The following is a 25,946-nucleotide window of genomic DNA, read 5'->3' on the forward strand; positions in this document are numbered from 1 at the left end:
CTGCGTAAATAAAACTCTAACTTTAAGGGGTCACTACCCTCATGCTTCTTTTTTGGTAATGTTTAACTGTCCGTCTTCCATCTCTAACTGCAATACAGAACCGGGTTTAATATCCCCTTTGATCAGCTCACGTGCAATTTGTGTTTCAATTTCGCGCTGGATAAACCGTTTTAACGGCCGTGCACCAAACACGGGGTCTGTACCCGCTTCAATAATATAGTCGATGACGGAATCATCCACTGACAAGTCGATTTGCTGCTGTTCCATTCTGACAGACAGTTCCTTCAGCATTTTCTTGGCAATGCCGTAAAAGTGAGAATTGTTCAACGCGTGGAAAATCACAATATCGTCAATTCGGTTTAACAATTCCGGCCGGAAATGCTTGCGCAGCTCCGCCATGATGATGTCTTCAATGTCATGCCCTTTGCTTTTTTCATTGATGTGGGAAGAACCGATATTCGAAGTCATGATCACCACGGTATTGGAAAAGTTGACAAGACGGCCCTGACTGTCGGTGATCCGTCCATCGTCCAGAATCTGCAATAAGATATTGGCTACATCCGGATGGGCTTTTTCGATCTCGTCAAGGAGCACCACTGAATAAGGATTGCGCCGGACTGCTTCTGTCAGCTGCCCGCCTTCCTCATAGCCGATATAGCCGGGAGGTGCCCCGACAAGCCGTGAAACGCTGTGTTTTTCCATGTACTCGGACATGTCAATCCGGATAAAATGGTCTTCTGAATCGAACAGGTTGGCAGCCAACGACTTGGCAAGTTCGGTTTTCCCGACCCCTGTTGGTCCAAGAAAAATGAACGAACCAATCGGTTTTTGTTCATCTTTGATGCCGGCACGTGCCCGCCATACGGCTTCCGTCACCAGTTCCACTGCACGATCCTGCCCGATCACCCGCTCTTTCAGCGTATCACCAAGGCGCAGTAACTTTTCCCGTTCACCTTCGACAAGCTTTGTGACCGGTATACCTGTCCACCGTGCGACGATGCCAGCAATTTCTTCCTCTGTCACTTCTTCCCTCAACAGCCGTTCAGCGCCTTCCTGCTGCAGTGCCGATTCCAATACAGCCAACTCTTTTTCCAGTTCCGGAATCTTGCCGTGACGCAGCTCGGCTGCCACGTTCAAATCGTATTTGTTTTCTGCATCTTCCAATTGTCTGCGGTATTGGTCAAGCAGCTGGCGTTTTTCCTGGATTTTTTTCAGGGATTCTTTTTCATTTTCCCACTGCTTCTGCATGCCGGAAGATGAGTCCTTCAAGTGATCGATTTCTTTGCGCAATGTTTCCAGACGCGCTTTACTTGCGGCGTCTTTCTCTTTCTGCAATGCCTGTTCCTCGATTTCCAACTGCATCAACCGCCGTGTCACTTCATCGAGCTCCTGTGGCATGGAATCGATTTCTGTCCGGATCATGGCACAGGCTTCATCGATCAAGTCAATGGCTTTGTCCGGCAAAAACCGTTCGGTAATGTAACGGTCAGACATCGCTGCTGCAGCTACGATTGCCTGGTCATGGATGCGAACTGCGTGGTGCAGTTCAAAACGTTCTTTTAAACCGCGCAAAATCGAAACCGTATCTTCGACGGAAGGTTCCCGTACCATGACCTGCTGGAAGCGCCGTTCCAATGCCGGGTCTTTTTCAATATGCATGCGGTATTCGTCAAGCGTTGTCGCACCGATGCAGTACAATTCCCCTCTCGCCAGCATCGGTTTCAGCATATTGCCGGCATCCATCGCACCTTCTGTCTTGCCAGCCCCTACAATCGTATGGATTTCGTCAATAAACAAAATGATTTGACCATCGCTGTCTTTTACTTGTTTTAAAACTGCTTTCAAACGTTCCTCAAACTCACCGCGGTACTTGGCGCCGGCAATCAATGCGCTCATGTCAAGCTCATAAATGACGCGGTCCTTTAAACCTTCCGGCACATCATTGCGCACAATCCGTTGTGCCAGGCCTTCCACAATCGCAGTTTTCCCGACTCCGGGTTCCCCGATCAGCACCGGATTATTTTTCGTTTTTCTGGATAAAATACGGATGACGTTGCGGATTTCCTGGTCTCTGCCTATCACCGGATCCGCTTTTCCGGTTTGAGCCTGCTCCACCATATTGCGTCCGAATTGCTCCAACGGCGATTTTTGTTCTTCGTTTGTGAACTGAACCAATAAAATCACGTCCTTTTCTTGTTTGACCTTCTTTGACTAATTCAATTATAGAAGATTGTGAGCCGTTGCGCAATTGTTTTGATCAGCAAAAAACCTTTCCGGAACAATACCGGAAAGGTTTTTCAGTGAAACAGTTAGGTTTCCATATTTTCGATTACCGAACGCCCAGGGCCATTTTGGCGTAGCGGGACATGTGTTCTTTGCCCCATACCGGCTGCCATACGATGTTTACCTCAACTTCTTTTACTTCCGGCAGTTCAGATAACGATGATTTGACCATTTCTACTATTTGAGGTCCCATCGGGCAACCCATTGAAGTTAATGTCATCGTGACGATTGCTTGACCTTCTTCTGTCAGGTCCACGTCGTATACAAGCCCCAAGTTTACAATATCGATGCCCAATTCAGGGTCGATTACTTGTTCCAATGCACCCATCATGCTGTCGCGCATTTCTTGATCCATAACAATCCCTCCTTTTTCTATTGTTTTCATCTTAACAAACTTTTCGCGGAAATGAAATCCACATGCTTATTCTGTCAGGTGACGTGCCAGCCACTCAGTGGCCGCCAGCATGCCCCGGCGGCTGACAGCGTGTCCTGCTTCCGGCTCACGGATAAACTTCAGCCGCTCCGGCACGTCCTGGTAATCCTCCTTCAGGACCTGGTAAAATTTGAATGTTGGCGCAAAAGGAACCGTCGTGTCCTGCTCTCCGTGCCAAAAGAACAGCGGACGCTGATTAAGCAGTTCCCTTTTCTGCGTACTGTCAAAACGGGCCAATGAAGCGAGCATTTGCTTCCGCTCTTCCCCGCTGATCGGCAATTTGAAACCGTTCGTTTCGAATTGATGCATTTGAGCTTTTGCCAGTTCCACATAGTTCGGCGCCCCCATCATGATGGCTGCCGTTCGAATCCACGGGTAAACCGTCAAAGCCCCCAAAGTGGTGATGCCGCCCATCGAAGTTCCGGCCACACCAGGATGTCCCTTGATCAACTTCTTTTCTTCGGCATATTTATGTAAAAAAGACAACTCTTCTATCGAAGTCAAAACAATTTCCCAAAATTTTAAACTCAATTGGACTTCATCCAGATTTTCACTTCTTTCCCCGTGATACAGCGCATCAGGCAGCAGGACGCGGATGCCTTTCCTGGCCAACTGATAGGCATAATGGAGGTTGTGTTCTTTCGCGCTGGTAAAGCCATGGAAAAACACCACCGTCGGCAGTTCCGTGTCAAAATTGTCTTCTGGCGCCACATGGAGCAACGGAATTCCGCCCCAAAATTCTTCAATAATCTTCACAAGTCTCCACTTCCTTTTCTGTATGTTACCCGTACTTGAATGGCTCTGCAATTTTCGAAGCCACTAAATGGCTCGCCTTTTCCATTATACAGAATGTTTGTAAGATTTTTTGACGAAATGCTTCCATTATCGCTACACTATCATTATAGAGAAAGGAGACGCTTACCATGAAGCAGCATTTGATTGTACTTGATTTGGATGGAACTTTATTGACAGACCAAAAAGTGATTTCCGAAAAAACCAAAATGACGTTAACAAAAGCGCTGGAAGAGGGCCATCAAGTTATGATTGCTACAGGCCGGCCTTATCGCGCAAGTGAAGTTTATTATAAAGAATTGGGATTGACGACTCCCATTGTCAATTTTAATGGAGCGTTCGTCCATCATCCCATGTATAAGGATTGGGGATTGTATCACACGCCCATCGACTTGAGTGTTGTTCACGAAGTGGTGGAGTCGATGCATGAATTCGATTTCAATAATATCGTCGCCGAAGTGCTTGACGATGTATATGTCCATCACCACGATGAAAAGCTGATGAATATTTTCAAATTCGGCGATCCTACTATTACCACCGGTGATTTGAGAAATTATTTGAAAGTCGATCCGACGTCCATGCTCATTCATGCGCCAAAAGAGAAAGTACCGCTTATACACGAACACCTGTCGACCGTTCACGCGGAAGTGATTGACCACCGCCGCTGGGGAGCTCCATGGCATGTAATCGAAATCGTCAAAAGCGGCTTGAACAAAGCGGTCGGCATCGATCGTGTTGCAAAGTCAATCGGCATTTCGAAAGAAAACATTATTGCGTTTGGCGATGAAGACAATGACTTGGAGATGATTGACTATGCAGGCGTCGGGGTAGCTATGGGAAATGCCATCAACCCGCTTAAAAACATTGCCAATGAAATTACCTTATCGAATAATGATGACGGAATCGCTGAATTGTTAATCGACCGGTTAAATCTGAAATTAAATAAGGAGGAATATTCATGAAATTATTTGCAGACAGCGCTTCTGATTTACCGAGAGATTTTTTTGACAAAGAAAATGTCATCTTATTCCCGCTCAGAGTCCATATCGGCGATGAGGAATACGAAGATATCCGATCTATACAATCCAAAAAGGTGTATGACGCCATCCGTTCCGATATTCAGCCGAAAACTTCACAGGTGTCGCCGGATGAAATGCTTTCGGCTTTTGAAACATTAGCCAAAGAAGGAGAAGAAGGCCTTTATATCGCCTTTTCTTCTGAGCTGTCCGGCACGCACAATACGGCAGTCATGACTGCTGAACAAGTGCGTGAAGAGCATCCTGATTTGAAGCTGACAATCATCGATTCCAAAGCCGCCTCTCTTGGGTACGGGCTGCTCGTCAAGGAATCGGTGAAATTACGTGACGAAGGACGGTCCATAGCGGAAATCACCGAACGAATTGAGTTCATGGCAAATCATCTGGAAAGCCTGTTCACCGTGGAAGATTTGGATTATATGGCACGCGGAGGGCGCATTTCGAAAGGCAGTGCGTTTGTCGGCGGAATCCTGAACATCAAACCCCTTCTCCACGTGGAGGACGGCAAATTGGTCCCAATTGAAAAGCTGCGCGGGCGCAAGAAAGTCCTCAAACGAATGGTGGAACTGATGGGGGAACGAGGAAAACAATTAAATGAACAAACCATCGCCATCAGTCACGGCGATGATTTATCATTCGCCCTTCAGCTGAAAAAAGAAATTGAAGAACAGTATCACCCGAAACACGTGGAAATTCATATGATCGGTTCTGTGATTGCCGCCCATACCGGTCCCGGAACGCTGGCTGTCTTTTTCCTGAACCAAATCGAGTCGTGAGGTGCGCCACTATGAAAAAAATTGTCATTGTCGGTGCGGTCGGTGGTGGCGCCACTGTCGCCGGTCAAATCCGATTTTACGATAAAGAGGCAAGAATCACCGTCTTTGACAGAGATTCCACCATGTCTTATGCCGCATGCGGAACACCTTATGTCATCGGTGACGTAATAGAAGACGAAACTTCGCTGATCATGGCAAGTCCGGAACAATTCAAAGAAAAACGAAATATAACGGTCCATATGAAACACGAAGCAATTGAGATCAAACGGAACGAAAAAAAATTGGTGATCCAAAATCTTGAGACCGGACAGCAATTTGAAGAAGCTTATGATTTTCTCATTTTGTCGCCCGGTGGTACGGCAGTCCTGCCGGAGACAGAAGGCTTATCCACAACCGATTATTTCACGCTCAGGAATTACGAGGATATGCAGCGCATCAAGGATTATATCACTTCTTCAAAACCGGCAAGCTGTGCGATTTCGGGCGGTGGTTTTATCGGATTGGAGATGGCGGAGAACTTGCGGCACCTCGGAATTGAAGTTCAGCTGGTCCACAAGTCACCGTACATCATGTCAATTTTGGACCCGGACATTGCGGAGGAAATTGAAGACGAATTGAAAGCCAATAAAGTCCACCTGCATACCGGTTCATCTATTACTAAAGTGGACCACCGCCGCTTGACCTTATCAAACGGCCAAGAACTCGAAGCTGATTTTCTTCTTTTCAGCATCGGCATAAAACCGAATACGGAACTGGCTGAAAGAGCAGGCCTCTCCATCGGCGATACCGGCGGCATTGTGACCAATGAATTTATGCAGACGTCTGATTCTTCCATCTATGCCATCGGGGATGCTTCTGAGAACCTGGATTTTGTGACCGGTGAGCCGAGAAAAGTACCATTGGCATCGCCTGCTCACCGCCAAGCTTTCCTTGTCGCACGACATATTACAGGGCACGCGGAGAAAAAGACCGGGCTTTTAGGAACGTCCGTGGTGAAAATTTTCTCTTTGACTGCTGCGATGACCGGATTGAACGAAAGAACACTGAAGGACAAGGAAATGGACTATGAAACCGTGGTTCATCGCGGAAATTCCAATGCCGGTTATTATCCCGATCATGCTGAGCTCACCTTAAAAGTCCATTACGATATACACAGCCGAAAAATTCTCGGTGCCCAGTGCATCGGGAGAAAAGGAATCGACAAGCGGATTGATGTAATTGTCACCGCCATGTACGGCGGGCTGACCATCGATGATTTGCAGGCATTGGAACTATGCTACGCACCGCCCTACTCTTCTCCGAAAGACCCGGTTAATATGGTCGGTTACAAAGCGGTCAAAAATTAGTAGAATAAAAAAGCGGAATCCCAGGCATCCCCTGCCGGCATTCCGCTTTTTCTTATTCAAGGCTATTTTTTCTCGCTTCGTCCGCTTTCCGCTGCTTTCCTTTACGCCATACGATCCAAAGGAAAATCATAAAGACAATATATAATACTGCCAGTGCAACGAAATAAGCGGTATTGAGGCCTCGCTCATCCGTCACATGAAAGACTTCTGCCACTTCACGATCCAACGTAATACGATACGCTCCGTCGTCTTCTTCGCGGACAATGTCTCCTCCGAACAAACCACGCATCTCTTTTCCTTTCCCGGCCACTTCCGCAGGCACAGTCATATGCTGTGTGGAAGATGAATTGTTGATGGCGACGACCCATGTCTCTTCTTCATTGGAACGGCTATAGACAATCCATCCATCCTCTTCATGCAGGACTTCTGTGTCGCCGGTCCGCAGTGCTTCTGATGAGTTGCGGAGGGAGTTCAGATTTGCGATATGGTCAATCAATTCTTCCTGTACCGAAAAATCCATGATTTGATGCGATTCCGGCAAAACTGTTCCGTTCATCGCAATCTCCGATCCGTATTGGACCACCGGAATACCAGGCATCGTCAACAGCTGTGTAAACAACAACGTCCATCTCGTTGGGGGAAACCCTCTTTCCTCCACAACATCGGCTGTGAAACGGGATCCCCATAAAGAATCGACTTGAATCAGCCGCCCTTCACCTTCTTCGATTAAACGTGTCAATTCTTCAGATCCCTGATCAAAGTTTTTGTAGCTGCTGCGCAAGCTTTCTTCTACGCCAGGCAGGACAGTCGCATCCAAGCCGGGAACCGGTTCCATCTCACGATCTGCCAGCAGATAAATATCCCTCACTTCTTTGATGGCCCGGGAGAACTCTTCGATGAAATCAGCGTCCAGGCTATCTGTATTCTGCAGACGCATTGCGCCGACTTCGTATTCTTTTACAAATTCACTCAAAGTCGCAATCAATGCACTTTGCGCTTCTTCATCAGCTGTGTTCAATGCATAAGTGCCATCTTCGTTTTCTGTAAACCAGCCAGGGTTTGTAGAAACCCAGATATGATCACTGCTCACTTGCTGTGTCGGGATATCCACCATGATTTTTATGTCCTGGTCATTCGCTTCGTCAATCAGGTTCTGAAACTCTTCGGGAGTTCCAAAATGTCGTTCTAACTGGCTGTAATCCAGCACTTCCTTGCCGTCATAGGTAGCCGAGGCAAATACCGGTCCAACCGATAAGGTGGTAAATCCCAGCTTTTGGATATGGCTGATTTCACCAGCCAGCCCTGCAAAATCTCCACCATTGAATGCTGCAGGATTTGTGGAATCCACTTCAAAATCATTATCGATTTTTTGATTGAAAAAACGGTCAACCAATACATCGTATATACTTTCGTCCTGTAATGTCCTTGTTTCTTCAGCTGCTGCCGGACTTATCAGGCTCAGCGACATGACAGCCGCCGCTATGGACGAAATCCATTTTACTTTCACTTCTTTATCCTCCTTCAATGAGGCTGTTATTCCGCTCACCCGGTCTATTTTATCAAACTCCCCTGTTCCATGCTATGTAAAGTTCGTGAAACCGCTGAGTCTCCTTTCAGTTTCGTCGAATCTGTGAAAACTGCACAAAAAAGCAGACGCATTTTCTGCGCCTGCTTTTGGTTTTACGCTAAAAAGTTGATGCCGATCGGCAATTTGAAGCCGAAGAACAAAGTAACGAAAAAGAATACGGCAAACAAAATCCAGAACAACGTAACCGGTTTTTGTTTTTTCGAACGGACCAATACCATTTCCATCATACCGATGGTCAGAATACCAAATAAGAATTTCAGCCCGTATTGCATCGCGTCGGAAGACGACCATTCGATAAACAAAGCCAATCCGGTAATGATGATCAGAATGTAGAACAAACGCACAACCATGTGCAAAATCTTCCGCCCTTTGCTTTCGCGGCCCATCACTGCAGCAACTAAAAATACGATAAGCGCGATTACCCATGTGGTAATGTGCAAATGGGTCGTGTCAGTTAAAAAATCCAAAATCTCACCTCTTTTATCATAGTCCATTTCAGTTTAGCACAAGTGGCTAATGGATAGACATAATGGAGGTCATGACAAATGTGTGACGAGCGTGCCGATGGATTCAATGGAAACTTTCACTGTATCGCCTGCTTTTAAAAATTTGGGCGGATTAAAGCCTTTCCCCACCCCTGCTGGAGTACCGGTCAGCAATACATCTCCCGCTTCCAGCTTCACATACTTGGATACCTCTACAATCAGATCATCCACACGGCGGATCATATCCTGTGTATTGCCGTTTTGACGGACTTCATCGTTCACTTTCGTGACGATCGATAAGTTCTGGGATTGAGGAATTTCGTCTTTGGTCACCAGGTACGGCCCCATGGGACAGGAACCTTCCAGGCTTTTTCCTAAAAAGTACTGCTGATGTTTGCTTTGAAGGTCACGGGCAGTCAAGTCGTTGGCGATCGTATAACCGAATACATGGTCATAAGCCAGTTGCTTTGGAATTGACTTCCCGCCTTTTCCAATCACAACAGCCAGTTCCCCTTCGTAATCGTACGAATCCGTCAGATCATTGTGGACAGGAACCGTTTGTTCGTCTGCAGCAATGCTCGTCGGTGACTTTGTAAAAACGACCAAATCGACAGGAGCGTCGCTTCCCATCTCTTTTGCATGGTCCGCATAATTTTTACCGATGCATATAAGGTTTTTCGGTGTTCTTGGAATCGGTGCAAGCCATTCAATTTCTGAAAAAGAATGTTTGAATTTTTCGGGATGGTCAGAATTGAGTGCAGCTTCCGTCAACTTACGGATTTGTTCCACAAACTCCATTCCTTGGGTAAGCCCGTCGATCAGCTTCGTTGAAAAAGACGGCAAAACTTTCAATTCGTTTTGGATCTCCACCACATCCCACACGGCTTCTTCTTTTTTCACTTTTGGTCCGAAACATTCTTTTCCTTCATAGCGAAACGATAGCAGCTTCATTCGTTAAACACTCCTTTTCTGTGATTGCATTTATTATACACATTCACGGTTTTGAATTGGGGCTTTTTTTGAAATTTACTTGATAACTCAGTTTTCTCCATATCTTCTCGAGAGGTCCCTGGTCAAATTTCAGGAACCATATCTCTGCAAAAATGAGCTGGACCGCAAAAATTCCCAATGCAATCACAGTACCGGACAGCACACTGACTTGTCCGTACAGGCCGAGTCCATACGAATAAAAGATGGTTGTCGCAATAATCGATTGTGTAATATAAATCGTCAGTGACATTCTGCCTGCCTTTGAGAGTGGCTTTAATAATTTGGAGATTCCCGAATGCTGAGCCACCAAAGCGATGATCGCTGCATACCCTGCGGCAAGCAACGGACCGCCGAAAATGTTCTGCACATAGACAAAAGCATAATTCGCATCAAAAAGGAATGGAGTCAATTTCAGGGCAAGCCCCGCTGCAAGCGGAATTGTTGCCAATCCAATCCACAGCTTTTTGTACCGGGCCGTCCGCTCGATCAACTGCCATTTGGCTGCCGCAGCACCCACCATCAGAAAAGGAAGAATGGTGAGAATCATGACCAGGAAATTCAGGAAATTATTATGATAAAGCCAGTCATCCAAACGCTGGCTGAAAATTTCTGCGAACGTCCCTGTTGGATAGGCCGCCAGGGAGCTCTGGACTTCCTGCATCCCTGTATAGAAATTCGGGTCAACCGCCACTGCCACAAACAACAACAGCAGCATGAGCGTATGCGGCACGGTATAGATAATAGCTGCAAGCCCCAGCAACCAGGCTGAAGGAATGCGAATCATTGTGAGAAGCAAAAAGCCTGTCACCGCATAAGTGATCAAAATGTCTCCGTACCAGATGAGAAATGCATGAATCATCCCAATTACCAGCAATACGGCCAAACGTCTCACCGCCAAAGGCGCAAAAGCAGCATTTTTTTGCTGCGCTCTCAAATACTGCATTCCCAGGCCATAGCCAAATAAGATTGAAAACAACGGATAGAAACTGGCTTGGACAAAAATATCTATAAATGAGAAAACCTCTGCATTCGGCGAGCCGGAAAACCATGTATATGGATCTACATAAGCATACGGCGAATGGAACGTCAGCATATTGACCAGCAATATGCCGAGAAGCGCAAACCCTCTCATCAAATCGATTGCTTCGATACGCTCATTAAGAGCCACAGGCTGTAATTTCAAAATAATCCTCCTATAGTCTAAATCTTCACTTCTTTTTCTGCTGCAAACAAATACAACAGCCGTTCTTTTATCGGAATTCTCAGGATCGATTCGACTGCCTCCTGATATACCGATAATTGGACTTCGTACCTTGCGGCCATTTCAGCTTCCATGTTCATAAGCGAACGTGTTCGGTCCGTTTTGTAATCGAGCAGCACCCAGCCATCTTCCTCCTCGAACAGACAATCGACAATCCCCTGGATGATTTGGTAATCCCCGTCTCCGTCTTCCTTGGCATAGGTGAACGGGACTTCCCGTTTGACGTTGTTCGACAGAAGCAGACGCCGTGCCGTTTCACTGGCATAAAAGCTCTCAATCTCTGACACTTTCACAGCATTGCTTTCCTCTTTTGTGAGGATTTCCATGCCTACCAATGTATCCAGAAACTCTTCGATTTCGGATTTATCCAATTTTCGGTCCAATGGAATGTGCTGCATGACTGCATGCACCGCTGTTCCGATATCCGCTGCTGACAGCCGCTGTTCCTGCATAAAGTCAGGACGGTGGAGAAGCTTTCGCTTTTCCGTTACAGCCGGTTGAATAAACGATTCCGGCTCATCCTGTCGCTGCAGCATCTGCAGGCGCTTTATCTCCGTAACAGACTGTTTGGACCGTTTTTCCACTGCTTGCTGATGCGGATAACGGAAGTCGAATCTTTCTTTTACTTCTGCTGCGTAATCATGCTCAGTGTCTGACCGTTCTTCAAGATCCCCTAAATCCACCTGGGCAGGAAGAAGGTCAGTCGACTCAATAAGTTCAACCTTAAAGCGTGAATGATGCGGCAAAACATGTCCATTTCCAGGAAGGGTTTCCGCACTGTCCGGATGCCTTGAGACAGCCGGACCAATCCAATCCAAATAGCCTTTGGCACGGGACCTCATAAAATCAGGAAGCCTTACATCACTGGAAGAGGTTCTCCATTTCGCAAACAATTTATCAGGTTCTTTGATGGAAGCTGTCAGAAACAGCCGCTCTTTCGCACGCGTCATCGCCACATAAAGTACACGCATTTCTTCAGCTTTCATCTGTAATTGTTTGGTTTCTTTGACGGCTAAAAACGGCAGCGATGTATATTCAATGCGTGTTTCCGGGTTCACAGCTTTGACTGCAAGGCCGTATTGCTGATCGAACAGGTAAGATTTCTTGAAATCCATTTCATTGAATTGACGGCCGGTACCTGCAAAAAATACTACCGGAAACTCGAGTCCTTTTGATTTATGGACGGTCATCAAGCGGACAACGTTCTCTTTTTCGCTCAACGACTTAGCGGTGCCAAGGTCATCTCCGCGTTCCCTCATCCTATCGATAAAGCGGAGGAACCGGAACAAACCGCGGAAAGAGGTTTTTTCATATTCCAGGGCACGATCATGCAATGCCCGTAAATTGGCTTGCCGTTGCTTGCCGTTCGACATTGCCCCCACCATCTGGTAATAATTTGTATCCAGGTAAACCTGCCAGATCAGCTCCGCCAACGATCCTCGTCTTGCCAGATTGCGCCAATCTTCGAGCTGCAGCGTAAACCGCTGCAACTTTTCCGCTGCTGCCGGATCAATGCCTGTGCCACTGCGGATGAAGACCTTCATGGCCTCGTAAAACGAAGCTTGAGGGGCAGCCAGACGAATTTCAGCCAGCTCATTCTCCTTCAAACCGATAAACGGCGCCCGCAGCACTGAGGCCAATGGGATGTCCTGATACGGGTTATCGATGACACGCAAAGTATTCATCATTAACATGACTTCCAAGGCATCAAAATATCCCCCTTGCAGTTCTGCATACAACGGAATCCCGGCTGCCTTAAATTCATCCACAAAATCTCCCGACCATGTCATCGAACGCATCAGCACTACAATATCACTGTATTCCAATGGCCGTTTTTCATTTTTCCAGGGATCATGGACAAACGTTTCCCGATCCATCAATTGACGGATTTTCCGTGCAATGTAACGGGCTTCCCATTGTGACTTTGCAAAGTCATCATCCGGCTCTTCTTCTGTCTCCGGTTCATGGATCAACGCCAATTCAATCGGCGTATCCATTTCCGGATAAGGAGCCTGCGGTTTTAATGCAGCCGCTTCATCATAATCAATTTCTCCGACACGCTCCCCCATAATCTGAGAAAAGACGTAGTTGGTCCCGTCGAGTATTTCTTTCCGGCTACGGAAGTTTGCATTCAAATCAATTTTCAACCCCTGCTTGTCGGCATCCGAACGGAATCGTGCATACTTGCCGAGGAACAGCATCGGTTCAGCCAAACGAAAACGGTAAATGGACTGTTTGACATCGCCGACCATAAACAGGTTGCCATCTGCTTCGCCCCCTGATTTGACCAATTGCAAAATCGTTTCCTGCAGCATATTGGTATCCTGGTACTCGTCTACCAGGACTTCCTTGAACAACTTCCGGTATTCTTCGGCAATGGCGGAAGGTTTGCCGTCATCACTCAAAATCTGCAGTGCATAATGCTCCAAATCAGAGAAATCGACAAGTGCCCGATCGATTTTTAATGCTTTATACTGTTCTGCAAAGCGCTTTGTCAAAGTGACCAGTGTTGCCATCAATGGAGCCATTTCCCTCATTTCATCCAGCAAACGATCGGGTGTACGGGTAAAATAGGCTTCAAAAACGCCATTAACGATTTTTTTAACATCATTTCGCAGTTTCTTCGCTTCTTGGGCCAGTTCCGGATTGCATGAATCTTTTCGGACAGTGGCCGCTTTTGGCCAACGAAACGATTTGGCGATGGCATAAGCAGATTCCCAAGAAGTGTCTAAAGAAGCGATGGCCGTACGGATCAAATCTGCATCCAGGTCGAAGGTTACGCCCAAAACTTCCGGACCTTCCGGTTCCAGTGTCAGCAGCCTGCCTTCTTCCGTCAGTTGCAGCGCTTCTTCCAAAGCATGATGGATCGTCATCTTCAAATCACTGATAAACGGCAAGTCATCAATGGCCATACCAAGTGGCACATCATAAAGAGTTGGCACTTGTTCGAGCCATTTATCCGGTTGCGGGTGGACCCGGGAATAGTCGTACAGCCTGTTGAGCAGCACTTCCATCGCCTGATCACTTCTGTCAGTGGTGAAGCTGTCGGCCAAACGGTACACAGCATCCGCGTTTTCACTTTCGTAGGCCTCCTCCAACACCGCTTCCAATACATCATCACGCAAGAGGGCGGCTTCCGTTTCATTGGCAATACGGAAGCCGGGATCGATTTCCAGCAGGTAGGCGTATTGTTTCACGACCTGAAGGCAGAATGAATGCAAAGTGGAAATCTGCGCTTTGTTGATCAACCGCAATTGTTTCCGGAGGTGTTTGGATTTCGGATCAGCGGCTACCGCTTTTTCAAGTGCATCGGACATCCGGTGGCGCATCTCAGCAGCTGAAGCGTTTGTAAAAGTCACAACGAGCAATTCGTCCACAGATATCGGATTCTCTTCATCCAAAACCTTTTCGATCATCCGGTTGATCAGCACAGCCGTTTTTCCAGAACCGGCGGCAGCCGATACCAGCATGTCCCGGCCTTTTGCCCAAATGGCCTGCCATTGTTCATCTGTCCATGTGGCATCAGTCGGTTTCGTCGGTATCATCTGCATTCATCTCCTTTCTGATAAGTTCCACTGCTTTATCACTCGAAAGAGCAGGCAGTTTATGATAAGTCTGTTCCGGATCAGTTGGATCAAATTGGCATATGGACCGGTAAGAACAAAATTGGCAAGGCGTATCTTCTTTCACTTTGTAAGGTGTAATTTGCGTGTCGCCTTCCAATATCCGGTTGCCCGCTGATTGATGCTTGTTCCGAACAAATTTACGGATCGTTTCCATATCGTCCTTCTGGACCGTCTTGGATTGGGATCTGGAAATTTCGCCTTTTTTGTTCATCCGGACCGGAATAATGTTGGAGTAGCCATCTATTTCTTCATCCATCGCATAAACCAGATCCGGATCTTCCACGACCAGGCCGTTCATTTTAAAGGATTTGGCCATTTCGTCTTCCACTTCTTCTGCTGTCATCAGCTTGGAAGATTTCAACATCGGATTGTGCATATGGAAATAAAGGACCCCTGCCGGCTCTGCCTGTTCCCCGAGCCATCGCTCTGAATGAGTCAGTGCGACATCGAGGTAAGTAAAGGTCTGCAATGACAATCCGTGGTAGACATCACTTAATTCCAACTCTTGTTTGGAAGACTTGTAGTCAACGACGCGAATATATGGTTTTCCTTTGATGTTTGTGGAATCAATTCGGTCAATGCGTCCCCGTATATTCATCCTGCGCCCTCTGTTCAATGAAATGTCAAGAGGCGGAATCGCTTCCTTCGGTCCAAAGCCCACCTCCAGCGCCACCGGAGAGAACCCGGTCACTTTTGCGTGTTTGCTGAGCATAAAGGCTGTTTGGCGAATGATGCCTTCCAGCTTATGCTGGATATACCGGTAACGATGCGAGCTGATCAAAATCTGATTGACGAAATACGGCGACAGCTGGTCCATAGCCTGTTTCGCCAATTCCTGACATTGTTTTTTTGTTAACGATGACCACGACACATCCAGCCGGTTCACTTCATCAGAAATCCACTTGATGGCAGCATGAAAAAGATCCCCCATGGCAGGAGGTGCCAATTTATACTGGCTCCGCTCCTCGAGCTTCAATCCATAGGTGACATAATGGGCGAATGGACAGCTGAAATACGTTTCGACACGGGAGACGCTGGACGATATCGGTATGCCGTAAAGAGGCTCTGTAATATCTTCACGCAACGGATCGGCAACATTCGGCTTGACCGGCTCCAAAATCCGTTTAATGACTGATGACCAAAACGGATCCTCCTTGTAATAAGCCAGGACAGCACGCCATTCCGCCGTTACATGACCTCCGCGCAGCTGCGAAGCCAGATAGGGAAGTGTTGCCCGAGGATGGGAAATATAAGACAGCTGGGATGCTTCCAATAATTCTTCCGGGTCATTGACAGCCGGTATCGTTTCAATGCCGAGCATTTCCTGCAATTTGGAAATATAAAGAGACGGCAGCAAGGCTTTTCCTTCTTCATCTGCGATTGGATACGACACAGTCAACAGATCGGAAGCCGAGGTAAAGGCACGGTAGACCATGTATGTCTCATCCATCAGCCTCATTCTGGAAGTCGGAGCCAGCTCAAATCCGACCTGGGCAAACCATTCTCTGTCACTGTCCGTCAGCAGTCCTTCTTGTTCAATCCGTCTCGGCAAAACTCCGTCATTTGCTCCAATGACAAACACCGACTTGATATCCATCAAACGCGCCAAATCGATTTTTGATACCGTTACTTGATCAAGCGAAGGTGGAATGCGGGAAAATTCGAGTGTCTCAAACCCTTCATCCAAAATTTTCACCGCCGCCGGCAATTCCATTTTCTTGTCACCGAACATCAGAACAAATTGATCAAGTACACCAATCCATTGTGTCCAGGCCTGTTCGTGTTCCGTGGCCGCCAGCAACCGGTGCTCCGATTCTTCCCGTTCCCGGAGGCTTTGGATTTTTCCGTATACATCCATTTCTTCTACAAATAAAAACAGGGATTCCGCAATATCTTTTCCCGTTGTACAAGTTTCCAGCTTGTCTTTCAGCCGCGCTAATGGTTCCCGGACAAGATCCCGGACCGCATGCAGCTCTGTCTGGGCAGCCAGCTCTTCATCGGTTTGTATGCCTGTATGGAACTCCAGGCCGCGGTATTTCTTATAGAACCAGCGCTTGTCATCAAACCAGCGCTCTCCGTAAATGCCATTGGCAAGAACGAAATTCTCCAGAATATCACTGCGTTCACGCCATCTTTGCACACTTTCTTCCGGAAAGAACAAATCCGTCTTGACGGCCCTGAAAACCGGTTCGTAAGAGTAATTGCTCAATACAGCTTCCAGCACAGACCGGCTGAATTCTATAAGCGGATGATGAAGCATTGATTTTTTCTGGCTGATGAAATACGGAATTTCGTATTGAGGGAAAATCGTGTTGATCAGTTCATCGTAAATTTCAGGCTGCCTGTACAAAAGGGCTATTTCTTTATAACGCATCCCATTTCGCACCTGTTCTCTGATGGCTCTCGCAACAGCATGAATTTCCGCCCTCCTGTTCGAAGCTTCAACAATGGAGACATGTCCTTCGGATGTTGTTTTTTCGATGGGATAGTCGTCAAAATGCCGTTCCACGTGAGCAAGTTCTTTGTTGTTGAAGCGCATAGGAGATGGCATATGGACAGGAGTTTCCACTTCGACTCCTTCTTTGCGTGCTTGCTCCGTCAGCCGCTGTGCGGTTTGGGACGCCTGATAAAAAAGAGCCTGCTCATCGTTGGGACTGGTCTGGGGGTCCAGTGGCAAAGCGATGGTCACTGATTTTGCGTATTTCATCAGCTCGGAAATGATTTCAACTTCACGTGCCGTAAAGGACACGAAGCCGTCTATATAAATATGGCCGGATTGAATAATCGCTGAATGCCTGATTTTTTCAGACAGTAAAGCCAAATATCCTTCAGAATCCACAAATACTTTCCCCAATCGGCTCTCAATTTTAGCAAGGATAAGCTCCAGGTCTGCCGCTTTATCGAGCAGTGTTCTTGGAGCTCCCACTTCAGTCAAGGAACTGCGAATTGTGGTGAACTCCCCGCAATCCACACAATACCTGGCAAACTCTTTCACCAATTGTTCGATCTGGTCAGTAAACCCTCTTTTTCCGGCTGCTCTCCTAAATAGCTGAAAATCTTCCCGGTGCTCTTCGAGTAAGCTGCGGATCAGCATCCGATAACCAAACGTATCCACTTCTTTGCGGCTGATGCCGCCGACTTCCTGCAGTACACGCCAGGCCAATCGCTTGAAAGTGACCGCTTGCGCCCGAATCATACCCGTCATGCCATAAGCGGAAGACAGTCGATACTCTGTGGAAAATGACATCTGGTCAGGAACGATAAAGAAAATTGGATTTCCATCAGCTTGCCGTTTCAGCTCTTCCGCAATTTCCTGTTGTATAAACCGGGTTTTACCGGACCCTGCGCGACCGTACACAATCCGTAATGACATATCATCTCTCCTTACTGGAACATTTGTTCTTATTATAACGAAAAAGAAAAGGAATATCCATTTCTCTTTAGCTACGACAACTTTCTCTTTTTACGTTCTTCATTGGCTTGGCGGTATTCAGCTTCCACTTTTTTCGTCAACCTTTTTTCCAGTATTTTTCCTATAATATAAAGCAGTACAATTACGGCGATGACGACAGCTGTGCGCACAGGTTGAGTCAACAGGGCCCGGATATCGTACCCAACAAACGATATGGTGAATATCATGACGAACTTCCCGGCCATGACCGTCAGCAGGTAATAATACTGGCGGATATTGGAAAGTCCAGCCACCACATTGACCAAAGCAGAAGGTGTGAAAGGAAAACACAAAAGCAGGAACAAGGGGCCGAAACCATGACGTTCCACCCAGTGGATAAGTTTTTTCACTTTTTCGTGCCTTGTCATAAACCCCAGGAAACGGGCGCGGCCATATTTCCGGATAATCAGGAATACGGCATACGCTCCGACAACCGAACCTCCCCAGGACAACAGAAAACCGATCCATAATCCGTAGGCAGTAGCATTGGCAAAAACAAAGACAAACAAAGGCAAAAATGGCAGAAACGCTTCTATAAACGGCAATAAAAAGCCAATCAGCGGACCAAATGCCCGGTAACTTTGAGTCAGTTCAAGTATATTCTCCATCGAAAAAAAATCCGCCATTCACTTCATCCTTCATGTCAGTAAATTTTCAAAAATTCTTTCTAAAAACGAATTAAATTATGCTATGCTTTATTAATTACTTTACACTCTTTTTCCTCTTTTGGAAAAGAGAAATACTTATACATAAGGAGAGAAAGCAATGAAAGTTCGCGGGTTTACCGCTGGGCTCAAAGCAGGAGCCAGTATAGCGATCGGCTACTTTCCGGTTGCACTGACTTTCGGGCTGCTGGCTAAGGCGACAGGGCTGTCAATTGCGGAAGCCACGGCCATGAGTATTTTCGTTTTTGCTGGTGCTGCCCAGTATATCTCGTTGTCATTGATTTCAGCGGGAGTCGCTCCAGTACTGATCATCCTGAATACGTTTATCGTCAATATCCGGCATTTTCTTATGACAGCAGCATTGAATGAGAAAATGGAAACGGATGCGACATGGAAAAAAGCCTTGTACGCATTCGGAATCACCGATGAAACCTTTACTGTACTGGCCACTCAGAAAGAAAGTCTTGTAAAAACTTCGTTTGCTGCAGGCGTGATTCTCATTTCCTACAGCAGTTGGGTCGGTTTTACCGTACTGGGCCATTTAATCGGCGCCAGTTTACCCCAATTCCTGCAGGCAGCCATGTCGATTGCGCTTTATGCACTGTTTGTCGGACTGCTTGTTCCTTCAATGCGCGGCAACCGGAAAGTCGTAAGCCTGGCTTTGATTGCAGCAGTCATCAATTCAGTGTTCTACTTTACCGGCTGGCTTTCTACCGGTTGGGCCATTCTGGTATCCACTTTGGCCTCTTCTGTTATTATTGAATTGATTTCTTCAAAAGGAGGGAAACGATGATGGGGGCATGGATTTGGTGGGTGATTATTGGAATGGCGCTTGTCACCTATATTCCCCGTGCGATTCCTTTGACATTCCTGGCGGGCCGGGAGCTTCCCCCTGCTGTTCAAAACGTCTTGCGTAATATCCCGTTTGCGGTGCTGGGAGCGTTGATTTTTCCAGCGATTTTCTTTGTGCAGGAAAATATCTGGTTCGGCATCATTGGAGCTGTCGCCGCGTTCGGCATCGCTTTTTCAGGCGCCAGTGCCATGGTTGTCGTTCTCGGCTCAATTGCTGTATTGGCGGTTTTCAGTTTACTAATTGGATAAAGTATTGAAAAAACCGGAACTCATGTTTATGAGTCCCGGTTTTTTGTACGGTTTACCATCAGTGTGGCATACCAGAATCCTATGGTCAAAGAGGCGGCGTTTACGATATAGAGAAACCATGTATTCGTGTAGCCGGCGTAGACCGCGGCCGTAATCAATGCCACTGTCAGAACCAAACCCACAATATGGCTGAAAGTAACTCTGGTGAACAGCACGACAAGAAGTCCTGGCACCAGCAGGGACAATAAAAATTTGGTGATCATGGATTCCATTCGACTATCTCCTTAATTGACAACGACCAAGCCCAGACGATGGTGATCGTGCCGGAAAATAACGTGCTGACGCAACCGGACTTCCCGGTTATGATCCAGCACTTCAAGCCTGCAGTGTGCTGCGTTGACCTGGATCGCTTCGTATAATTCGGATTCATTGGAAACTGTTAATCCATTGACCTTCTTAATCACTTCTCCTTTTGCCAGTCCCATCTTAGCGGCTGGGGAACCCGGCAGCACATCAGCAATCATCACACCTTCAGGCTGTGGTGTGACAGCAAAGACTCCCCGTCTTTCACCGGCAGCAAAATAAAGGCTGACGGCAAGCCGGGAAACGACACCGAATATCAGTGCAACAAATGCCGCTGGCCCCCATAGTATAGAGGCCAAGGCAAGAACAGCCATCATCACACCCAGGGTCTTTACGGCTTTCCCAATCCGCGGATACAAATAAACGGGTAACGTATGGCGGGAACGGCTTTGAAAACCGAGGACGACGGGAAACAGGATAAGGGAAAACGAACTCTCTCCTATCGGCAGCTGTGGCCAATACGGCGCGAAACTTTCGATTAACTCTCCCGGCACCAGCAGCAGCACAGGGATGAGCCATAGCCGTTTGGCTTCATAACTGACAGCCGGTAACCCTCTGGAAGATTGATTGAGACGTGGAGAGGCAGCTTCTGCTCCATACTTTCCAATCAATTTGCCTTCTCCGTACAAGAATGCTGCTGTGATCAATGCTACAGGGAACAACCACTCCCAAGCTACATAGTAGCCGTTGTAATCAACAGCAAACAAGCTGACGGACCAGTCATTGGTCCGGAAAAGCCATCCAAGGGCTACAGCTGCCAAAGACATATAGACAAAAGAGCCAATCCGATAAAATCCGGAAATCATCATAAGTAAACTCGCGATACTCAAAGCCACAAGCCATTCAATCGGTACGGTTAAACCGAGTGCAATAATGAGGATTGAAAAGAACAAGCCCATTTTCAGACCGCCTTTTATCAATTCTGCTAATTCAGTACCTCCAGGGAGAATACGGGTACGGAACACTTTCCGTTCCTTTTTGACTCGCAAGTACCCTAATAAAACAGCTATCAGCAAGGCTATGTAAAAAACCGGATTGATAAAAAATCTAGCTATATCGACTATTGCTTCCATTACCACTTTTCTTACACCATCCCATCACCGGCAACTAAACGTTTCTTTCCATTGTAACAAAGAATTTCGCTTTACCGTATGTCTTTTTCCATCATTCAAACGCAGCAGTCAACTGCTGCAAAATATCTTCCGTTCCTTCGATGCCCGCGGATAATCGGATTACTTGCCGCGTTACACCCACTTTTATTTTTTCCTCTTCAGACAACGCTCTGTGGGAAGTAGCATACGGATAAGACACCGTCGTCTCCACCCCTGCCAATGTCGGGACAATTTTAATCCAGCCGAGCGCAGAAAAGAACCGGGCAACGTCCATGGTTTCCGGTAATTCAAATGTTACAATTGCACCTTTTCCGGGATACCATACTTTTGCTTTGCCTTCTAAAAACCGGGCAATTGCATGGGCATTGGCAGTCTGGGCCTGCATCCGCAACGCCAGTGTTTTAATGCCGCGTATGGTCAGCCACGCTTCAAAAGGACTCAGGTTCATCCCCATATTGACAATGCGTTTTTCCGCTTCGTCGATCAGCTCAGCTGTCCCCGTCAAAACTCCTGCCGTTACATCGCTATGGCCTCCCAGATATTTGGTGGCACTGTGTACTACCAAATCTGCTCCCAGTGCGAACGGTGTGATCGTGTAAGGAGTAGCGAATGTATTATCAATCATCACAGAAACACCATAATGCTTTTTCAGCTGAGACAGCACTTCAATGTCTTCAACGCGCAAAAACGGATTGGTGATCGACTCGCTGAAAACCAGTTTCACTTCGGGATAATCGATTAAAATCTGCTCAATTTCACTGACACTGGAAAAATCGGCAAAATGAACGGTAATCCCCATTCTGACCAATTCCTCTTTCAATAGATGAAATGTGCCGCCATATACATCTTCTGCGGCTAAAACATGGTCCCCTGTTTGGACAACCGCTAAAATTCCTGCCAAAATGGCAGACATCCCTGAAGAAGCAGCTACTCCTTTCGGGGCATTTTCAAGTTCAGCAACCGTTTGCCCGAGAGCATCCGTGTTCGGATTAGCTGTCCGCGAATACAAATACGTGCCATTCCCTTCATAATAGCCTTCCAACTCTTCCAGTGAAGAAAAAGAGAAAGCCGATGTTTGATACACCGGCATCACTTTCGGCTGGATCGTCCGTTCTTTCATATTCGCAGTCTGTACAGATTTCGTCTCAATTGATGTCATTTTCGCATCTCCTTCAGTGTCATTTCATCTCTTGTATAAAGTTGATCATCATATTTTCATCCATCGGCCCCACGATTTTGTGTTGAATCCGTCCGTCTGTGTCAATCATATACGACGTCGGGATGGTCACCGCCTGGTACTTCTTTCCAATTTCTCCCGTGACATCCATGGGTACGGGGAAACTAAGGGCATACTCTTCCACAAAGCTCTCCACTTTATCAACGCCATGGTCAAGCTCAGTTAAATTCACAGCCAAAATTTCAACGTTCTCTTTCTTGGCATGTTCTTCATAATAGGTTTGCATATGAGGCATTTCAGCTCTGCAAGGAGGGCACCAGGTAGCCCAAAAATTCAGTATCACTTTTTTCCCTTTGTAATCCGACAGCCGGACAGTTTCTCCATCCAATGTCGTCAACTCAAAGTCCAGCGCTTTTTCCCCTTCAGCCAAACCTTCTTTCGTCTCAAGAAAGTCGACCTCGCTGCCCAACGCCACATTTTCTATTGCCTGGGTTTCCTCGATATTTGTTTTCACCACCTGTGTAATGGCGATGACAATCAGTACAGCAATCAATGAAAGACCCAGTATTTTTTTAGCCATTGTTTTCACCTCGTCCACTATCCATCATACGATAAATCGACTCCACTATGCCACTGCTAATCAGAAAAACAATAAATAGCCGGCATCCTTGAAGATGCCGGCTAGCTTGTCTTAAAATGAAATATAATTTGCTGGGTTTACAGCGTTCGAACGGGAACCATTCCATGGGCCCACATGAATTTCAAAATGCAAATGAGATCCAAACGAACGACCCGTATTCCCCATCTTCCCAATGCTCTGTCCTTGTGAAACAGATTGACTTACCGATACACCGATTGAACTTAAATGGGCGTATACGGTCGCGTGTGTCTGGCCATTGATCGAATGCGTAACAATCACTACATTGCCATATCCCCCCATTGTTCCCGCATAGGAAACAAACCCAGGAGCCGCTGACACAACATTTGTGCCGACAGTATTGGCAATATCGACTCCCTGATGGAATTCCGGACCAGCACCGATGTTACGCCAACCAAACTTGGAAGTATAGCGGCCTGACGTTGGTCTGATGAAAGCGGAGCTTTTTGCCGGCGCACTGTAGACTTGCATCGGTTGTTTTACCGCTCTGCTTGATGACTGTGTGGAAGCTGTGGTTTTACGCTCTGCTGCTCGTTCGGCTGCCGCACGTTCTTCTCTTGCTTTTTTCTCTGCCGCAAGTTGGCGTTGGCGTTCCGCTTCAGCTTCGGCTGCCAATTTGCGTTGACGCTCTTCTTCAGCTTTTCTGGCAAGTTCAGCCAAGCGCTCTTGTTCTGCAACAATTTTCTGTTCCAATTCAGCACTGACTTCAATCGCTTCTTCCCGCTGCTGTTCCAATTCCGTTTTCTCTTTCGCCAGACGTTCCTGCTCGGCTTTCAGTTCTTTCACCAATCCGGCCTGCTCTTCTTTTTGTCCATCAAGAGATTTTTTCAATGCTACCAGTTCAGCACGAAGTTCTTCCTGTTCAGCCAATTTGGATTCCACTTGCTTTTGTTGTTCAGCCAGCTTTTCTTTATCAAGAGCCTGCTCACGCATTATTTCACGGTCGGCATCCATCAAAGTGTTGACCGCAGAAAAACGGTCAATAAAGTCGATAAAGCTATTGGCACCGAGAAGTACATCTATGTAATCCACAGAGCCTCCGCTCAATTGGATGGCGCGCGCGCGTTCCCGCAGCAAGTCTTCGCGTTCAGCGATTTTCCTCTCCAATTCCGCGATTGACTCTTTTAACACGTCAATCTCTTCTTTGGTCAAATCAATATCGTTTTGAACACTGTCGATCTTGGCTTCAGTTTCCGCAATTTTGCTGTCCAATTCCTGGATTTTGCCCATGATCTTTTCCAACGTTGACCGGTTTTCGGTTAATTCATTGTTCTTTTCTGCAATCCCGGCGTTTAAGTCATTTTGTTTCTGTTCTATTTTTTGTTGCTTCTGTTCCAATTCGCTTAACGTATCGGCACTCGCTGTTGGCAGCAGGATCGATACAGCCAATAGGGTTGAAACACCAGTCAACATCCATTTCGACTTCGAGCTCAAGTTTATGGTCCCCCTTCGGACTTCCATTCTTTTTCTATCTGTCTATTTATCCCAATTTAAGCTCAGTGGAAGATGAAATACCTCCACTGAGTGAAATTCTCTCTTTATACACGCAAAAATTTCCGGATGGACATGAAACTGCCCCAAATGCCGATGAATACACCCATCAACAGAATCAAAGCACTTACTTGATAAATGAACGGCGTAAAATCCAGTAATTGTATCATCTGGCCGCTCAGCCTTGGTTCAGCAAAAATGGTTACATTGTAATACAGTACTGCAACGAGAGCGATCGGAACGATAGAGCCCAACAGCCCAAGCCACATCCCTTCCAATATGAACGGTATGCGGACAAACCAGTTGGTCGCTCCCACCAATTTCATGATTTCAATTTCCTGTCTTCTTGCGACAATCGTAATCCGGATGGTATTGGAGATTAAGAACATCGCAGTGAACAGCAATGCCAGGATCAGCACCAATCCTACGTTTCGACCGGTGTTCAAAATATTGAACAGGCGCTCTATCTTGCCTTCACCGTATTTTACGTCTTCAATATTTTCCATGGCGGCGATGTCAGTCGCGACTTGCTCTGTCTGCTGTGGCTCCGTCGCTTTAACATAAAAAACATCGAACAACGGATTGCTTTGTTCGAATAAACTCAGTTCGTCTCCAAAATCCAGAATCAGGTCTGTCAGTTCCTCTTCTTTTGTCGAGTAATCAACCGATTCGACACCCGACATCCCCCGGATATCCGAATCCAATTGCTCAATTCTTTCTTCATCAGCGGCGAGGGAAATATAGACTTTCATTTCCACATCATTTTCCAGGTCATCCGCCACTTTGTTTAAATTCATCATGATTAAAATGAACACACCAACCAGCAGCAAAGTCACCGTTACCGCACTGGCAGAAGCAAAAGTCATCCAGCCGTTACGGCCAAGGCTTTTCAAACTTTCTTTGAAATGACGCATAAATGTTCTAGCTTTCATAACCGTAATCTCCTCCTGCTACATCCCGTACAATCAAACCGCCTTCTATGGCGATGACACGATGTCTCAGCGTATTAACAATTTCCCGATTATGTGTAGCCATTAAAATCGTCGTGCCGCTTGCATTGATACGTTCAAATAAATTCATGATATCCCACGAAGTCTCCGGGTCCAGGTTTCCTGTCGGTTCATCGGCAATCACCACTTTTGGCGTATTAACGATTGAACGGGCAATTGAAATCCGTTGCTGTTCCCCTCCCGACAATTCTGATGGGAACATCTTCGCTTTATGCTTTAAGCCCACCAAATCCAGAACTTCCAATACTCTCTGTCTGATTTGATTCGGCTTTTCCTCGATTACTTCAAGTGCGAATGCGAC

General features: G+C 46.7%; 22 protein-coding genes. 5 read left to right on the forward strand and 17 right to left on the reverse strand.

What is annotated here, in order from left to right:
- Nucleotides 1-39: 39 nt before the first annotated feature.
- The 3 genes from EEX84_RS15960 to EEX84_RS15970 all read right to left on the reverse strand — a co-directional run bounded on the left by EEX84_RS15960 (nt 40) and on the right by EEX84_RS15970 (nt 3,472).
- On the reverse strand, nt 40-2,118 hold the full coding sequence (locus tag EEX84_RS15960; protein WP_123166670.1) for an ATP-dependent Clp protease ATP-binding subunit: 2,079 nt from the start codon (nt 2,116-2,118) through the stop codon (nt 40-42).
- A 211-nt stretch (nt 2,119-2,329) separates the two neighbouring features.
- Nucleotides 2,330-2,638: a metal-sulfur cluster assembly factor gene (locus tag EEX84_RS15965; protein ID WP_123166651.1), complete on the reverse strand. Its 309-nt coding sequence runs from the start codon at nt 2,636-2,638 to the stop codon at nt 2,330-2,332.
- A 66-nt stretch (nt 2,639-2,704) separates the two neighbouring features.
- On the reverse strand, nt 2,705-3,472 hold the full coding sequence (locus tag EEX84_RS15970) for an alpha/beta fold hydrolase (protein WP_123166652.1): 768 nt from the start codon (nt 3,470-3,472) through the stop codon (nt 2,705-2,707).
- 167 nt (nt 3,473-3,639) lie between these two features.
- On the opposite strand from EEX84_RS15970, the gene EEX84_RS15975 reads away from it, so the two are divergent.
- Genes EEX84_RS15975 through EEX84_RS15985 form a run of 3 tightly spaced genes read left to right on the forward strand, consistent with a single transcriptional unit; the run spans nt 3,640 to nt 6,667 of the window.
- The gene (locus EEX84_RS15975) at nt 3,640-4,470 is read left to right on the forward strand and encodes a Cof-type HAD-IIB family hydrolase (RefSeq protein ID WP_123166653.1); all 831 of its coding nucleotides are present in this window, start codon (nt 3,640-3,642) and stop codon (nt 4,468-4,470) included.
- Nucleotides 4,467-5,321 carry a DegV family protein gene (locus EEX84_RS15980; RefSeq protein WP_123166654.1) on the forward strand — a complete coding sequence of 285 codons (855 nt, stop codon included), beginning with the start codon at nt 4,467-4,469 and terminating at the stop codon, nt 5,319-5,321. The genes EEX84_RS15975 and EEX84_RS15980 overlap by 4 nt, the downstream gene beginning before the upstream one ends.
- A gap of 11 nt (nt 5,322-5,332) precedes the next feature.
- On the forward strand, nt 5,333-6,667 hold the full coding sequence (locus EEX84_RS15985) for a CoA-disulfide reductase (protein ID WP_123166655.1): 1,335 nt from the start codon (nt 5,333-5,335) through the stop codon (nt 6,665-6,667).
- Between the two features lie 52 nt (nt 6,668-6,719).
- Here the strand turns inward: EEX84_RS15985 and EEX84_RS15990 are convergent, their stop codons facing one another.
- From EEX84_RS15990 to EEX84_RS16020, 7 genes are all read right to left on the reverse strand, one after another.
- Nucleotides 6,720-8,174 carry an alpha-amylase family glycosyl hydrolase gene (locus EEX84_RS15990; protein WP_123166656.1) on the reverse strand — a complete coding sequence of 485 codons (1,455 nt, stop codon included), beginning with the start codon at nt 8,172-8,174 and terminating at the stop codon, nt 6,720-6,722.
- A gap of 173 nt (nt 8,175-8,347) precedes the next feature.
- Nucleotides 8,348-8,722 carry a YisL family protein gene (locus EEX84_RS15995; RefSeq protein WP_123166657.1) on the reverse strand — a complete coding sequence of 125 codons (375 nt, stop codon included), beginning with the start codon at nt 8,720-8,722 and terminating at the stop codon, nt 8,348-8,350.
- A gap of 69 nt (nt 8,723-8,791) precedes the next feature.
- Nucleotides 8,792-9,691, reverse strand: a complete 900-nt coding sequence (locus tag EEX84_RS16000; RefSeq protein ID WP_123166658.1) for a fumarylacetoacetate hydrolase family protein — start codon at nt 9,689-9,691, stop codon at nt 8,792-8,794.
- Nucleotides 9,692-9,734: 43 nt separating this feature from the next.
- Complete coding sequence (locus EEX84_RS16005; protein WP_123166659.1) at nt 9,735-10,913, reverse strand: DUF418 domain-containing protein; 1,179 nt, start codon at nt 10,911-10,913, stop codon at nt 9,735-9,737.
- A 17-nt stretch (nt 10,914-10,930) separates the two neighbouring features.
- Nucleotides 10,931-14,536 (reverse strand): helicase-exonuclease AddAB subunit AddA, encoded by a 3,606-nt coding sequence (gene addA / locus EEX84_RS16010; RefSeq protein WP_123166660.1) that lies wholly within the window; start codon nt 14,534-14,536, stop codon nt 10,931-10,933.
- Nucleotides 14,514-17,990, reverse strand: a complete 3,477-nt coding sequence (gene addB / locus EEX84_RS16015; RefSeq protein ID WP_123166661.1) for a helicase-exonuclease AddAB subunit AddB — start codon at nt 17,988-17,990, stop codon at nt 14,514-14,516. The genes addA and addB overlap by 23 nt, the downstream gene beginning before the upstream one ends.
- A gap of 71 nt (nt 17,991-18,061) precedes the next feature.
- Nucleotides 18,062-18,694: a TVP38/TMEM64 family protein gene (locus EEX84_RS16020; RefSeq protein WP_192892995.1), complete on the reverse strand. Its 633-nt coding sequence runs from the start codon at nt 18,692-18,694 to the stop codon at nt 18,062-18,064.
- Nucleotides 18,695-18,833: 139 nt separating this feature from the next.
- On the opposite strand from EEX84_RS16020, the gene EEX84_RS16025 reads away from it, so the two are divergent.
- On the forward strand, nt 18,834-19,526 hold the full coding sequence (locus EEX84_RS16025) for an AzlC family ABC transporter permease (protein WP_123166662.1): 693 nt from the start codon (nt 18,834-18,836) through the stop codon (nt 19,524-19,526).
- Nucleotides 19,526-19,834 carry an AzlD domain-containing protein gene (locus tag EEX84_RS16030; protein ID WP_123166672.1) on the forward strand — a complete coding sequence of 103 codons (309 nt, stop codon included), beginning with the start codon at nt 19,526-19,528 and terminating at the stop codon, nt 19,832-19,834. The genes EEX84_RS16025 and EEX84_RS16030 overlap by 1 nt, the downstream gene beginning before the upstream one ends.
- A 26-nt stretch (nt 19,835-19,860) precedes the next feature.
- On the opposite strand, the gene EEX84_RS16035 is transcribed toward EEX84_RS16030, so the two are convergent.
- The 7 genes from EEX84_RS16035 to EEX84_RS16065 all read right to left on the reverse strand — a co-directional run.
- The gene (locus EEX84_RS16035; RefSeq protein ID WP_123166663.1) at nt 19,861-20,106 is read right to left on the reverse strand and encodes a DUF2198 family protein; all 246 of its coding nucleotides are present in this window, start codon (nt 20,104-20,106) and stop codon (nt 19,861-19,863) included.
- Between the two features lie 12 nt (nt 20,107-20,118).
- Nucleotides 20,119-21,270 carry a PDZ domain-containing protein gene (locus tag EEX84_RS16040; protein WP_123166664.1) on the reverse strand — a complete coding sequence of 384 codons (1,152 nt, stop codon included), beginning with the start codon at nt 21,268-21,270 and terminating at the stop codon, nt 20,119-20,121.
- A gap of 91 nt (nt 21,271-21,361) precedes the next feature.
- On the reverse strand, nt 21,362-22,468 hold the full coding sequence (locus EEX84_RS16045) for a trans-sulfuration enzyme family protein (RefSeq protein WP_123166665.1): 1,107 nt from the start codon (nt 22,466-22,468) through the stop codon (nt 21,362-21,364).
- 19 nt (nt 22,469-22,487) lie between these two features.
- Nucleotides 22,488-23,066 (reverse strand): peroxiredoxin family protein, encoded by a 579-nt coding sequence (locus tag EEX84_RS16050; RefSeq protein ID WP_123166666.1) that lies wholly within the window; start codon nt 23,064-23,066, stop codon nt 22,488-22,490.
- Nucleotides 23,067-23,177: 111 nt separating this feature from the next.
- The gene (locus EEX84_RS16055; RefSeq protein ID WP_123166667.1) at nt 23,178-24,578 is read right to left on the reverse strand and encodes a murein hydrolase activator EnvC family protein; all 1,401 of its coding nucleotides are present in this window, start codon (nt 24,576-24,578) and stop codon (nt 23,178-23,180) included.
- A gap of 104 nt (nt 24,579-24,682) precedes the next feature.
- Nucleotides 24,683-25,567, reverse strand: a complete 885-nt coding sequence (ftsX, locus tag EEX84_RS16060; protein ID WP_123166668.1) for a permease-like cell division protein FtsX — start codon at nt 25,565-25,567, stop codon at nt 24,683-24,685.
- On the reverse strand, nt 25,557-25,946 hold a 390-nt coding region (locus EEX84_RS16065), incomplete at its 5' end, for a cell division ATP-binding protein FtsE (RefSeq protein ID WP_123166669.1). The genes ftsX and EEX84_RS16065, both read right to left, overlap by 11 nt.

It is taken from the genome of Planococcus salinus (genome assembly GCF_003719725.1).
Classification (GTDB): Bacteria; Bacillota; Bacilli; order Bacillales_A; family Planococcaceae; genus Planococcus; species Planococcus salinus.

Coding starts and splice junctions, on each gene's coding strand:
- EEX84_RS15960 (WP_123166670.1), bottom strand. CDS start 2,118: ATGGTGGAGCAGGCTCAAACCGGAAAAGCGGATCCGGTGATAGGCAGA.
- EEX84_RS15965 (WP_123166651.1), bottom strand. CDS start 2,638: ATGGATCAAGAAATGCGCGACAGCATGATGGGTGCATTGGAACAAGTA.
- EEX84_RS15975 (WP_123166653.1), top strand. CDS start 3,640: ATGAAGCAGCATTTGATTGTACTTGATTTGGATGGAACTTTATTGACA.
- EEX84_RS15980 (WP_123166654.1), top strand. CDS start 4,467: ATGAAATTATTTGCAGACAGCGCTTCTGATTTACCGAGAGATTTTTTT.
- EEX84_RS15985 (WP_123166655.1), top strand. CDS start 5,333: ATGAAAAAAATTGTCATTGTCGGTGCGGTCGGTGGTGGCGCCACTGTC.
- EEX84_RS16000 (WP_123166658.1), bottom strand. CDS start 9,691: ATGAAGCTGCTATCGTTTCGCTATGAAGGAAAAGAATGTTTCGGACCA.
- addA (WP_123166660.1), bottom strand. CDS start 14,536: ATGATACCGACGAAACCGACTGATGCCACATGGACAGATGAACAATGG.
- addB (WP_123166661.1), bottom strand. CDS start 17,990: ATGTCATTACGGATTGTGTACGGTCGCGCAGGGTCCGGTAAAACCCGG.
- EEX84_RS16020 (WP_192892995.1), bottom strand. CDS start 18,694: ATGGCGGATTTTTTTTCGATGGAGAATATACTTGAACTGACTCAAAGT.
- EEX84_RS16025 (WP_123166662.1), top strand. CDS start 18,834: ATGAAAGTTCGCGGGTTTACCGCTGGGCTCAAAGCAGGAGCCAGTATA.
- EEX84_RS16030 (WP_123166672.1), top strand. CDS start 19,526: ATGGGGGCATGGATTTGGTGGGTGATTATTGGAATGGCGCTTGTCACC.
- EEX84_RS16035 (WP_123166663.1), bottom strand. CDS start 20,106: ATGGAATCCATGATCACCAAATTTTTATTGTCCCTGCTGGTGCCAGGA.
- EEX84_RS16040 (WP_123166664.1), bottom strand. CDS start 21,270: ATGGAAGCAATAGTCGATATAGCTAGATTTTTTATCAATCCGGTTTTT.
- EEX84_RS16045 (WP_123166665.1), bottom strand. CDS start 22,468: ATGACATCAATTGAGACGAAATCTGTACAGACTGCGAATATGAAAGAA.
- EEX84_RS16050 (WP_123166666.1), bottom strand. CDS start 23,066: ATGGCTAAAAAAATACTGGGTCTTTCATTGATTGCTGTACTGATTGTC.
- ftsX (WP_123166668.1), bottom strand. CDS start 25,567: ATGAAAGCTAGAACATTTATGCGTCATTTCAAAGAAAGTTTGAAAAGC.